The organism is Aquabacterium sp. (assembly GCF_050725395.1).
GTDB lineage: Bacteria > Pseudomonadota > Gammaproteobacteria > Burkholderiales > Burkholderiaceae_C > Aquabacterium.
Map to the genome: position 1 here is coordinate 1 of NZ_JBOHHL010000007.1, position 11,147 is coordinate 11,147.

The window sequence follows — 11,147 nt, forward strand, 5'->3', positions numbered from 1 at the left end:
GTTTCGCCTTGTTCCGAAGACCAACGCGTGCGCATCGACAGCGAATCCTTGCCCACGGGGATGGACACGCCCAAGGCCGGGCACAACTCCATGCCCACGGCGCGCACGGTTTCGTACAAGGCGGCGTCTTCACCGGCCTCGCCACACGCGGCCATCCAGTTCGCCGACAGCTTGACGCGGCCCAGTTCGATGGGCGCGGCCAGCAGGTTGGTGATGGCCTCGGCCACGGCCATGCGCCCCGATGCCGGCGCGTTGACGGCGGCCAACGGTGTGCGCTCGCCCATGCTCATGGCTTCGCCGGCGAAGCCCTTGAAGTCGGCCAGCGTGACGGCGCAATCGGCCACGGGCACTTGCCAAGGGCCGACCATCTGGTCGCGGTGGTTCAGGCCACCCACGGTGCGGTCACCGATGGTGATCAGGAAGCGCTTGCTGGCCACGGTGGGGTGGCGCAGCACGTCGAACGCCAGCTTGTCGAGCGACAGGCCGGTCAATTCGACCAGGCCGCCATCGCGCTTCACGCTCTTGACATCGCGGTGCATCTTGGGCGGCTTGCCCAGCAGCACGTCCATCGGCATGTCGATGGGGCGGTCGGCATCGGGGTTGGCCAGGGCCGTGTCTTCCAGCACCAACTGGGGCTCGTCCGTGGTCACGCCCACCACGCCGAAGGGGCAGCGTTCGCGCTCGCACATGGCGCTGAAGATGGGCAGGCTTTCAGGCGCGATGGCCAGGACGTAACGCTCCTGGCTTTCATTGCACCAAATCTCTTTGGGGGCCAGGCCGGACTCTTCCAGCGGTACCTTGCTCAAATCAAAACGCGCGCCTTTGCCCGCGCCATCGACCAGTTCAGGGAAGGCATTGGAGATGCCGCCCGCACCCACGTCGTGGATGGCCAGGATGGGGTTGCTCGCCCCCAGGTTCCAGCAATGGTTGATGACCTCTTGCGCGCGGCGCTGGATCTCGGGGTTGCCACGCTGCACCGAGTCGAAGTCCAGGTCAGCAGCATTGGTGCCCGCCGCCATCGAACTGGCCGCGCTGCCGCCCATGCCGATGCGCATGCCCGGCCCGCTCAACTGGATCAGCAAGGTGCCCGCTGGAAACTGAACCTTGTGCGTCTGCGTGGACGCGATCGTGCCCAGGCCGCCCGCGATCATGATGGGCTTGTGGTAACCACGGCGGATGGCGTCGGCGCCCTCGCCCACGGTCTGCTCGTACACGCGGAAATAGCCCGCCAGGTTGGGCCGGCCGAACTCGTTGTTGAAGGCGGCGCCACCCAGGGGGCCGTCGATCATGATCTGCAGCGGACTGGCGATGTGCTCGGGCTTGCCGACCGGGTTCTGCTCCCAGGGTTCGTTGGTGCCTGGCAGGTGCAGGTTGGACACCGAGAAGCCCGTCAGGCCCGCCTTCGGACGCGAGCCGCGGCCCGTGGCGCCTTCGTCGCGGATCTCGCCACCCGCGCCCGTTGATGCACCAGGGTAAGGCGAAATTGCCGTGGGATGGTTGTGCGTCTCGACCTTCATCAGCACGTGCGCCAATTCAGGCTTGGCCTGGTACTGCGGCGCGTTGGTGTAGCCCGCGGGCATCCAGCGTTCGATCTCGTGGCCTTCCATCACCGAGGCATTGTCGGAATAGGCCACCACCGTGTGCTGTGGATTGAGCTTTTCGGTGTTGCGGATCATGCCAAACATCGACAGGTCTTGCGCCTGACCATCGATGGTGAACTGGGCGTTGAAAATCTTGTGGCGGCAGTGCTCGCTGTTGGCCTGCGCGAACATCATCAGCTCGACATCGGTCGGGTTGCGCTTGAGGCCCGTGAAGGCGTTGACCAGGTAGTCGATTTCGTCATCCGACAAGGCCAGGCCGAAGGTCTTGTTGGCGGATTCCAGCGCGCCACGGCCTTGGCCCAGCACGTCCACATGCGCCATGGGCTGGCCGGGCTTTTCGTCGAACAGGTGTTGTGCCTCGTCGCGCGACAGGGCCACACTTTCGGTCATGCGGTCGTGCAGCAGCGCCGCGGCGGCGCTCAACTCGACCGGTGTCAGGGGCTTGGTGCCCCCGGTGATGGCACCCAGCAAGCCGGCCTTCAAAGTCAGGCGGTACTCGGTGACGCGCTCGACCCGGCGAATCTTCAGCCCGCAGTTGTGCGCAATGTCCGTGGCCTTCGAGGCCCAGGGCGAGACCGTTCCCAGGCGGGGCATGACCACGATCAGATCACCGTCCGTCGTGCCTTGGTAGGGATCGCCGTAAGTCAGCAGGCCCGACAGTGTGTCCGATTCTCCAGCGACCAGTGCGTGGTCGGCAGAAACCCAGTGCACATGGCGGGCGTGCACGCCGGTGATCTTGGGATTGATGGCCTGCAGTTTGGGCAGCAAGGCCTGGACTTGGTGGGGGGCCAGGGCGTTGCCGCCCTCGAAATGCATCAGGTGGTGGGTGCGATCGGTCACGGCGTGGGGCCCTTTGCGGGGCTTTCGGGGCTGTCGTTGGGCGGGCGTGCGAGGAAACCCGGCATTTTAAGCGGCTATGTGCACCCTGCGGCCGGTTTTCTGATGCCCTTGGCTTTTCGAGAGCCCCCTGAAACCGGGATAATCCTGCCCCATGAGCATCACCATCAAAACAGGCGCCGAAATCGACGCCATGCGCCTCGCCGGCCGCCTCGCCTCCGAGGTGCTGGACTACCTCACCCCCCACGTCAAGCCGGGCGTGACCACCGAAGCGCTGGACAAGCTGGCCCACGACTACATGGTCAATGTGCAGGGCACCATCCCCGCGCCGCTGAACTACGCGCCGGGCGGACATTCGCCCTACCCCAAGTCCATCTGCACCTCGGTCAACCACACGATCTGCCACGGCATCCCCAACGACCGGGCCCTCAAAAACGGTGACATCGTCAACCTCGACATCACCGTCATCAAGGACGGCTGGCACGGCGACACCAGCCGCATGTTCGTGGTGGGCGAAGGCTCGATCGCGGCCAAGCGTCTGTGCAACCTCACCTACGAAGCCATGTGGCGCGGCATTGCCAAGGTCAAGCCGGGCGTGCGCCTGGGCGACATCGGCAACGCCATCCAGTTGTTCGTCGAGAACCAGGGCTTCTCGGTGGTGCGCGAATACTGCGGCCATGGCATCGGCCAGCGCTTCCACGAAGAACCGCAGGTGCTGCACTATGGCCGTCCCGGCACGCTGGAAGAATTGAAACCCGGCATGACCTTCACCATCGAACCCATGGTGAATGCCGGCAAGCGCGACATCAAGGCCCTGCCCGACGGCTGGACCATCGTCACCAAGGACCACTCCCTGTCGGCCCAATGGGAGCACACCGTGCTGGTCACCGAGACCGGCTACGAGGTGCTGACCCTGTCTGCCGGCAGCCCGCCGCCGCCTGCGTTCATCACGGCACAAGCCTGACGGGGGCCGCAGTACCCATGGCCCTGGACATCCCGGCGTTACGCACGCAACTTCGCACGGCCAAGACCGATCTGCTGACCCAGTTCGCCAACGCCCGCCCCATCGCGGCCTCGGCCACGCGGCTGCTGCACAACACGGCCAAGGCTGTGGACCGCAGCCTCACACAATTGTGGGAAGCCAGCGCCATGCCCAAGGGCGCCACCCTGGTGGCCGTGGGCGGCTATGGCCGTGGCGAGTTGTTCCCTCACTCTGACATCGACGTGCTGGTGCTGCTGCCAGTGTCACCGTCGGTGGCCGGCGATGAAGGCCTGTCGCAAAGCGTCGAAAGCTTCATCAGCGCTTGCTGGGACATCGGCCTGGAGATCGGCTCCAGCGTGCGCAGCGTCGAGGAGTGCAGCGAAGAGGCCCAGCGCGACGTGACGGTGCAAACGTCCCTGCTGGAAGCCCGCTTCCTGTGCGGCTCCAAAGCCCGGTTCGAGGAGCTGAAAGATGCCACGTACAAGCACCTCGACCCCGCCGCCTTCATGCGCGCCAAGACGCTGGAACTGCGCCAGCGCCACCACAAGTACGAAGACACGCCTTACGCCCTCGAACCCAATTGCAAGGAGAGCCCCGGGGGCTTGCGCGACCTGCAGGTCGTGCTGTGGGTGGCCCGCGCGGGCGGCCTCGGCAAGAACTGGCACGAACTGGCCACCAAGGGCCTGCTGACGTCTTTCGAGGCGCGCCAACTGCACCGCAACGAAGGCCTGCTCAAGCTGATCCGCGCCCGCCTGCACCAGGTGGCCGGCCGGCGAGAAGACCGCCTGGTGTTCGACCTGCAGGCCGGCGTCGCCGAGACCTTCGGCTACACCAACACGCCCGCCTTGCGCGCCAGCGAAGCCCTGATGCGGCGCTATTACTGGGCGGCCAAGGCGGTCACCCAGCTCAACCAGATCCTGATGCTGAACATCGAGGAGCGCCTGCTCGGCTCGCAGGATGCGCCCATGCGCCCCATCAACGACAAGTTCCTGGACCGGGGCGGTTTTCTGGAAGTGGTCAGCGACGACCTGTACCAGCGCGACCGCCACGCCATCCTCGAAACCTTCCTGGTGCTGCAACACGACAACACGATGAAGGGCCTGTCGGCCCGCACCTTGCGCGCCCTGTACAACGGCCGCGACCTGATGGACGCCGACTTCCGCCGCGACCCAGTCAACCGCCAGACCTTCATGGCCATCCTGAAGGAGCCGCACGGCCTGACCCGCGTCATGCGCCTGCTGAACCAGACCTCGGTGCTGGGCCGCTACCTGTGGGTGTTCCGCCGCATCGTCGGGCAGATGCAGCACGACCTGTTCCACGTCTACACGGTCGACCAGCACATCCTGATGGTGGTGCGCAATGTGCGCCGCTTCTTCATCCCCGAGCACGCCCACGAGTACCCCTTTTGCACGCAACTGGCGGCCGAATGGGACAAGCCCTGGATCCTCTACATCGCCGCGCTCTTCCACGACGTGGCCAAGGGCCGTGGCGGCGACCACTCCGAGCTGGGCGTCAAGGAAGTGCACCGCTTCTGCAAGGAGCACGGCATCAGCCCCGAAGACACCAAGCTGATCCAGTTCCTGGTGGGCGAGCACCTGACCCTGTCCCGCGTGGCCCAGAAGGAAGACCTGAGCGATCCCGAGGTCATCATGGCCTTCGCCAAGCGCATGGGCAGCGAACGCGCCCTGACCGCGCTGTACCTGCTGACCGTGGCCGACATCCGCGGCACCAGCCCCAAGGTCTGGAATGCCTGGAAAGGCAAGCTGCTCGAAGACCTGTACAAGCTCACCTTGCGGGCTCTGGGCGGCGCCCGGCCGCACATGGACGCCGAGATCGAAGCCCGCAAGCAGCAGGCCCGCCATTCGCTGGCCCTGTCTTACCTGCCCGACGAGATCGAGAAGGCCTTGTGGAAGACGCTGGACATGAGCTATTTCGCGCGCCACGATGCGCCCGACATCGCCTGGCACACCCGCAGCCTCTGGCAGTCCGTGGAGACCACCACGCCCATCGTGCGGGCCCGCCTGTCGCCCGCGGGTGAAGGCCTGCAGGTGCTGGTGTATTCGCCCGACCGCGCCGACCTGTTCGCCCGCATCTGCGGCTACTTCGACCGCGCCGGCTTCACCATCCAGGACGCGCGCATCCACACGGCGCTGAGCGGTTATGCCCTGGACACCTTCCAGATCATGTCGGCGCCCAATTCCTCGCAGGAAGGCGTGCACTACCGCGACCTGATCGCCCTGGTCGAGCACCAATTGGCCGAGGCCTGCGCCTCCGACCTGCCGCTGCACGAGCCCAGCAGGGGCCGCCTGTCACGCCGGGTCAAGTCCTTCCCCGTGCCGCCACGCGTCAGCCTGCGCCCGGACGAACGGGCTCAGCGGTGGCTGCTCAGCGTGTCGGCCAGCGACCGCTCAGGCTTGCTGTATGTGATCGCGCGCGTGCTGGCGCGCAATCAGGTCAATGTGCAACTGGCCAAGGTCAGCACCTTGGGCGAACGGGTGGAAGACACCTTCCTGGTCACCGGCCCGGGCCTGCGTCAGGACCGCTCTCAGTTGCGGCTGGAAACCGAATTGCTGGAAGCCATCGCCCCCACCAACGCCTAGGCCGGCTCTTTGGGATCGAGCAATCGCTCAAGGCGGGCGATGCGGTCGCGCAGCAACAACCGGCGCTTCTTGAGCCGACGCAAGGTCAACTCGTCCACAGGGGCCTGTTCGGCGGCACGATCGATGAGGCTGTCGAGGTCGGCATGCTCCATGCGCAACTCGATCAACTGGCGATGAGGGGAATGCAGGTTTTCTTGCATCGGGAACGCAACAGTACTCGCTGACAGGCGCCTAAACAAGGGATGACCCGAAGACTCGCCGCCCCTCGGACCCCATCATTTAGGGATTATAGTTTTCCAATGACTCCCACACCGTCCAGTTACCGCCTCGTGGCCGCCACAGGCATCCACAAAGGTGATCGGCCTTACCAGCAAGACCAGGTCGAGATCCTGCCCCACCCGCGGGCATCCGGCTGTCTGCTGGCGGTGGTGGCCGACGGCATGGGCGGCAAAAGCGGGGGCCGCAAGGCGGCCGACCAGGTCATCATGACCTCGCGCCAGGTTTTTGACCGCTACGTGCCCTCCAAGGACGAAGCCGGCCAGAACCTGCAACAGCTGGTCGAGGAATCCCACCTCATGATCAAGCTGACCGCCATCGCCTTCGAGGAAGAGCCCCACAGCACCGTGGCCGCTTTCATCGTCAACCCCGACCTGTCGGCCGTGATGGTGCACGCGGGCGATTCACGCGTCTACCACTTCCGGGGGCCCGAGCTGGTGCACCGCACGATGGACCACTCCTTCGTGCAACGGCTGGTCAACGAAGGCCAGATCAGCGAGGAAGAGGCGAATGTGCACCCGCAGTCCAACCTGTTGACGGGTTGCCTGGGCACGCAGCAGGATCCGCCGACCACCATCCACCACGTGCACCAGATGGAAGTGGGCGATTCACTGCTGGCCTGCAGCGATGGGCTTTGGCACTACTTCACCCCCAAGGAACTCGGCGCCATCGTCCACACCCTGCCCCCGCGTGAGGCCGCCGAAATGCTGGTAGGCAAGGCAAGGCACCGTGCGCGCTCAGGTGGCGACAACCTGTCGTTGGCCCTGGTCAGGGTCGAATCCACTGCCTGACAGAATCAGGTCAGCGAGGTGTCCACCGTGCGTTTTTCTTCGCTCAGGTATTCCTTGGACTGCATCTCGTTCAGGCGCGACACCGTGCGTGGGAACTCGTGCGCCAAGGGACCTTCGGTGTAAAGCGCTTCGGGCGGCACCGCTGCCGAGATCACCAGCTTGACGCGACGGTCGTACAGCACGTCCACCAACCAGGTGAAGCGCCGCGCTTCGGAAGCCAGCCGCACCGGCATGAGCGGCACCTCGCTCAGCACGATGGTGTGAAAGCGCGTGGCCAGCTCCAGGTAATCGTTCTGAGAGCGCGGGCCGCCGCACAGAGTCTGGAAATCGAACCAGACCACGCCACCCGCCTTGCGGCGTGCCTTCAACACGCGGTGCTCGATGTTCAGCGACGGGTCTTCATCCGCCGATTCGGCCAGCTGGTTGAAGATGCCGGTCATTTCCGCCTCGGTCTCCGGGCCCAGGGGCGTCAGGTACAGGTTGGCGAGTTCGAGCGTGCGTTGGCGGTAGTCGGTGCCGTTGTCCACGTTGACCACCTCCAGCTGGCTCTTCAGCAACTCGATGGCCGGCAGGATGCGGTCACGGTGCAGGCCATTGGGGTAGAGCTGGTCGGGGTGGAAGTTCGACGTGGTGATGATGCTCATGCGGTTGCGGAACATCGCGTCCAACAGCCGGTGCAGGATCATCGCATCGGTCACGTCGGCCACGTGGAACTCGTCGAAGCACACGATGCGGTGCCTGCGGCCCATGCGCTTGGCCAGGATCTCCAGCGGGTCGGCCTGGCCTTTCAGCTCCAGCAGTTGCCGGTGCACCTCGCGCATGAACTCGTGGAAATGCAGGCGCGTCTTGCGCTCCAGCGGCACGGCCTGGAAGAAGCAATCCATGATGAAGCTCTTGCCCCGCCCCACCCCGCCGTACAGGTACACGCCCTTGGGCAGATTGGGGTAGCGCAGCATCTTCGTCAGCGCGTTCGAGCGCTGCGACTTGTACACCGCCCACTCGTCCTGGCAACGCTGCAAGGCGGCAATGCCCTTGAGCTGGGCCGCGTCGGCCTGGTAGCCGCGCTCCTTCAGGCTCCGGTAATACAGGTCGGTGACGGTGGTGTTGGATTGCTGCTGCGCTGCCATGAAATGAAGAGGGGCGACCTCGGCCGCCCCTGTCTGTGCTGATCCGCGAGATCAGAAGTTTAAGGTGCGCTTGTCGACGGCCAGGGCGGCCTCCTTGGTGGCCTCACTCAGCGACGGGTGGGCGTGGCAGATTCGGGCGATGTCTTCGGCGCTGGCCTTGAATTCCATGGCCACCACGGCCTCCGAGATCAGTTCGCTGGCCTGCGGACCGATGATGTGCACGCCCAGGATTTCGTCGGTCTTCTCATCCGCGATGAATTTGACGAAACCGGTGGTGTCCCCCAGCGCGCGCGCGCGGCCATTGGCGGCAAAGGGGAAGGAACCGGCCTTGTAGGGCCGGCCCTCCGCTTTCAACGCCTGTTCGGTTTTGCCGACCCAGGCGATCTCCGGGCTGGTGTAAATCACCCAGGGAATCGTGTTGAAGTTGACGTGGCCATGCTGGCCCGCGATGCGCTCGGCCACCGCCACGCCCTCTTCCTCTGCCTTGTGCGCCAGCATCGGGCCACGCACCACATCGCCAATCGCCCACACATTGGGCAGGTTGGTCTTGCAGTCGTCGTCCACCACGATGGCACCGCGTTCATCCAGCTTCAGGCCCACGGCCTCGGCGTTCAAGCCGTTGGTGTTGGGCACCCGGCCGATCGAGACGATCAGCTTGTCCACGTCCAGCTTCTGAGCGGCACCGGCAGCATCGGTGTAAGCCACGGACACGCCCTTCTTGCCGGCCTTGACCTCGGTGATCTTCACGCCGAACTGGAACTTCAAACCTTGCTTGGTGAAGGCCTTCTGGGCCTCCTTGGCCACTTGCTCGTCGACCGCACTCAGGAAACCCGGCAGCGCCTCCAGGATGGTGACTTCGGCCCCCAGGCGGCGCCAGACCGAGCCCATCTCCAGGCCGATCACGCCCGAGCCGACCACGCCCAGCCTCGAAGGTACTTCGCCGACGCGCAACGCGCCATCGTTCGACAGGATCTGCGTTTCATCGAACGGCGCACCCGGCAACTGGCGGGCGTTCGAGCCCGTGGCGATGATGATGTGCTTGCCCTTCAAGGTGTCGGGCTTGTCGCCGGCCACCTCGATTTCATAGCCACCATCGGCCGCTTTGGTGAACGAGCCACGGCCATGGAAGAAGGTGATCTTGTTCTTCTTGAACAGGTAGAGGATGCCGTCATTGTTCTGCTTGACGACGGTGTCCTTGCGGCCCAGCAGCTTGGCCAGATCAAGGCTCAGGCCTTCAACATTGATGCCATGCTCGGCAAAGTGCTTGCCAGCATGCTCGTAATGCTCGGACGATTGCAGCAGCGCCTTGGACGGGATGCAACCCACGTTCGTGCAGGTGCCGCCGGGCGCGGGGCCACCCTTGGCGTTCTTCCACTCATCAAGGCAAGCGACCTTGAAGCCGAGTTGGGCCGCTCGGATGGCGGCGATGTAGCCGCCAGGGCCACCGCCGATGACGATGACGTCGAATTCTTGGGACATGGAATCTCCTGGGTTTGCAAGTCCGGAGCGCGCCCTTGTGAGGCGCGCCCGGCCGCAAAAACAATGGGTGGGTCAGATGTCGAACAGCAAGCGAGCCGGGTCTTCCAGCGCTTCCTTCATGGCCACCAGGCCCAGCACGGCTTCGCGGCCGTCGATGATGCGGTGGTCGTACGACATGGCCAGGTAGTTGATCGGACGGATCACGATCTGACCGTTCTCGACCACCGCGCGGTCCTTGGTGGCATGGACACCCAGGATGGCCGATTGCGGCGGATTGATGATCGGGGTCGACAGCATCGAGCCGAACACACCGCCATTCGAGATGGAGAAGGTGCCGCCGGTCAACTCTTCCAGGCCCAGCTTGCCATCACGCGCCTTCACGCCGAACTCGGCGATCTTCTTTTCGATCTCGGCGAAGGTCATCTGGTCGACGTTGCGCAGCACCGGCACCACCAGGCCACGGGGCGAACCCACGGCCACGCCGATGTCGAAGTAGCCGTGGTACACGATGTCGTTGCCATCGATCGAGGCATTGATGACGGGGTACTTCTTGAGCGCATGCACCGCCGCCTTGACGAAGAAGCTCATGAAGCCCAGCTTGACGCCGTGTTCCTTCTCGAACTTCTCCTGGAACTTCTTGCGCATCTCCATCACGGGCGCCATGTTCACTTCATTGAACGTGGTCAGGATGGCGTTGGTGGCTTGCGATTGCAGCAGGCGCTCGGCGACGCGGGCGCGCAGGCGGCTCATGGGCACGCGCTGTTCGGGGCGATCGGACAGGTTGGGCAGACCAGGCACCTGCACGGCGGGCAGCGAGGTGCTGGGCACGCCGGTGGGGATGGCCTTCGTCGCAGCGGCAGGCGTGGCAGCAGCCGGTGCAGGCGCGGCGGCGGCACCGCCGGCGACGGCTTGCAGCACATCGCCCTTGGTCACGCGGCCGTCCTTGCCGGTGCCCTGCACTTGCGAGGTGCTCAGGTTGTTGTCGGCCAACAGCTTGGCGGCGGCCGGCATGGCCACATCACCCTTGGCGCCACCGGTGGCAGGTGCCTCCGCAGCCGGGGCCGGTGCGGCCACTTCGGGCGGCAGCGCCTTGACCGGCAAGGGGCTGACGGCTTCCGAGCCTTCGGTGTCGATGCGCGCGATCACCTCTTCGCTGGCGACCGTGTCGCCATCGTTGCGGACCAGTTGGACCATCACGCCAGCGGCCGGCGCCGGCACCTCGAGCACGACCTTGTCGGTCTCGATCTCGATCAGGATTTCATCGACCGCGACGGCTTCGCCGGGCTTCTTCTTCCAGTTCAGCAAAGTGGCTTCGGCCACGGATTCCGACAGTTGGGGGACTTTGACTTCAACGAGTGCCATGAATTTTTCTCCAGACGCGGGGGCTGCCTTCGCTCACCTGGCACATCGAACGCGGTGGTTCGACGTGCCCAGCTGTTGCGGTGCACAGGGCC

Annotated in this window: 8 protein-coding genes; 3 read left to right on the forward strand and 5 right to left on the reverse strand. The window is 65.0% G+C overall.

Annotated elements, in window-relative coordinates; all coding sequences use genetic code 11:
* Positions 1-2,417, reverse strand: a 2,417-nt coding sequence (gene purL / locus ACREB4_RS06420; protein WP_431587497.1) for a phosphoribosylformylglycinamidine synthase, incomplete at its 3' end; no start/stop codon positions are given.
* Between the two features lie 175 nt (positions 2,418-2,592).
* Between purL and map the strand changes: the two genes are divergently transcribed.
* Together map and ACREB4_RS06430 are read left to right on the forward strand one after the other, a co-directional pair.
* A complete protein-coding gene (gene map, locus ACREB4_RS06425; RefSeq protein ID WP_431587376.1) occupies positions 2,593-3,402 on the forward strand; it encodes a methionyl aminopeptidase in 810 nt (269 codons plus the stop codon).
* Between the two features lie 17 nt (positions 3,403-3,419).
* The gene (locus tag ACREB4_RS06430) at positions 3,420-6,020 is read left to right on the forward strand and encodes a [protein-PII] uridylyltransferase (RefSeq protein ID WP_431587377.1); all 2,601 of its coding nucleotides are present in this window, start codon (positions 3,420-3,422) and stop codon (positions 6,018-6,020) included.
* Here the strand turns inward: ACREB4_RS06430 and ACREB4_RS06435 are convergent.
* Complete coding sequence (locus ACREB4_RS06435) at positions 6,017-6,220, reverse strand: DUF465 domain-containing protein (protein ID WP_431587378.1); 204 nt, start codon at positions 6,218-6,220, stop codon at positions 6,017-6,019. The genes ACREB4_RS06430 and ACREB4_RS06435 overlap by 4 nt on opposite strands.
* 99 nt (positions 6,221-6,319) lie before the next feature.
* Here ACREB4_RS06435 and ACREB4_RS06440 point away from each other — a divergent pair, with 99 nt between their 5' ends.
* Positions 6,320-7,087 (forward strand): PP2C family protein-serine/threonine phosphatase, encoded by a 768-nt coding sequence (locus ACREB4_RS06440; RefSeq protein WP_431587379.1) that lies wholly within the window; start codon positions 6,320-6,322, stop codon positions 7,085-7,087.
* A gap of 5 nt (positions 7,088-7,092) precedes the next feature.
* On the opposite strand, the gene zapE is transcribed toward ACREB4_RS06440, so the two are convergent.
* From zapE to odhB, 3 genes are all read right to left on the reverse strand, one after another.
* Positions 7,093-8,214 carry a cell division protein ZapE gene (zapE, locus tag ACREB4_RS06445; protein WP_431587380.1) on the reverse strand — a complete coding sequence of 374 codons (1,122 nt, stop codon included), beginning with the start codon at positions 8,212-8,214 and terminating at the stop codon, positions 7,093-7,095.
* A 51-nt stretch (positions 8,215-8,265) separates the two neighbouring features.
* Complete coding sequence (gene lpdA / locus ACREB4_RS06450; RefSeq protein WP_431587381.1) at positions 8,266-9,693, reverse strand: dihydrolipoyl dehydrogenase; 1,428 nt, start codon at positions 9,691-9,693, stop codon at positions 8,266-8,268.
* Positions 9,694-9,765: 72 nt separating this feature from the next.
* Positions 9,766-11,055, reverse strand: coding sequence for a 2-oxoglutarate dehydrogenase complex dihydrolipoyllysine-residue succinyltransferase (odhB, locus tag ACREB4_RS06455; RefSeq protein WP_431587382.1), 1,290 nt, complete (start codon positions 11,053-11,055; stop codon positions 9,766-9,768).
* Positions 11,056-11,147 lie beyond the last annotated feature (92 nt).